Source organism: Citrobacter sp. R4 (assembly GCF_026719175.1).
Taxonomy (GTDB): domain Bacteria; phylum Pseudomonadota; class Gammaproteobacteria; order Enterobacterales; family Enterobacteriaceae; genus Citrobacter_A; species Citrobacter_A sedlakii.
This window is the reverse complement of record NZ_JAPPSU010000047.1, coordinates 1-1,149: the sequence shown is the minus strand read 5'-3', so window position 1 is coordinate 1,149 and position 1,149 is coordinate 1. Positions and strand designations below refer to the sequence as shown.

General features: G+C 61.5%; 1 pseudogene. It reads left to right on the top strand.

The annotated features are described in order from the left end of the window. Positions 1–1,149: pseudogene (locus OOJ60_RS24475) on the top strand (RHS repeat protein); the annotation flags it as partial.

Sequence of the window (1,149 nt, the reverse complement as noted above, 5' to 3'; positions counted from 1 at the left end):
GATGACCGCACACCGTTATGCCGGCCGCCCGCAGACCACCTACGTCTATGACGCCAGCGGGAAGGTGACGGAACAGCATAACCCGGCGGGCCTGAGCTATCGCTACGGCTATGAAAAAAATGCCGTCATCATCACAGACAGCCTGAACCGCCGTGAGGTGCTGCACACCAAAGGCGAAGGCGGACTGAAACGGGTCATGCGGGAAGAAAAAGCTGACGGCAGCACGATGACGCGGGAATTTGATAACGCGGGCCGCATGGTGGCGATGACGGATGCGGCCGGGCGTAAAACCGAATACCGGCTGAATGTCGGTTCCGGGAATGTGACGGAAATTGTCACGCCTGATGGAAGGAGTGTACGCTTCAGTTATAACGACCAGCGCCAGCTCATCTCCACCACCGGCACTGACGGCCTGCGCAGCCGGCAGGCGTTTGATAACCGGGGGCGTCTGACAGAGGAGAAATCCCGCAGCGGCGATGTGACCCGTTATTATTATGATGACCCGCACAGTGAACTGCCTTCTGCCACTGAAGACGCCACCGGCAGCCGCAGACAGATGACGTGGAGCCGCCACAGGCAGTTGCTGACCCTGACCGACTGCTCCGGCTACCGGACCCGCTATGAATACAACCGCTCCGGGCAGGTCACCGCCATTCACCGGGAGGAAGGTCTCAGCCAGTACCGCGCTTACGATGAACGGGGCAGACTTGTCAGCCTGAAGGATGCCGCAGGCCGCGAAACCCGCTATGAATACAATATTGCGGGCGACCTGACTGCCGTGGTTCACCCGGACGGCAGCCGGCAGACCACAGCGTACGACGCCGCAGGCCACCCGGTGAGCACCACCGGAGGCGGCCTGACGCGGCAGATGGAATACGACGCCGCCGGTCGCGTCATCCGGCTTGTCAGTGAGAACGGGGCCGGCGCCACTTTTACTTACGACCTGCTGGACAGGCTGGTACAGGAAACGGGCTTTGACGGGCGGACGCAGCGTTACCACTACAGCGCCACCGGACAGCTTGTCCGCAGCGAGGATGAAAGCCTGGTCACCCTGTGGCATTACGATGAAGCGGACCGTCTGACGCACCGCACCGTGAATGACGAACCGGCAGAACAGTGGCAGTACAACGAACGCGGCTGGCTGACGGA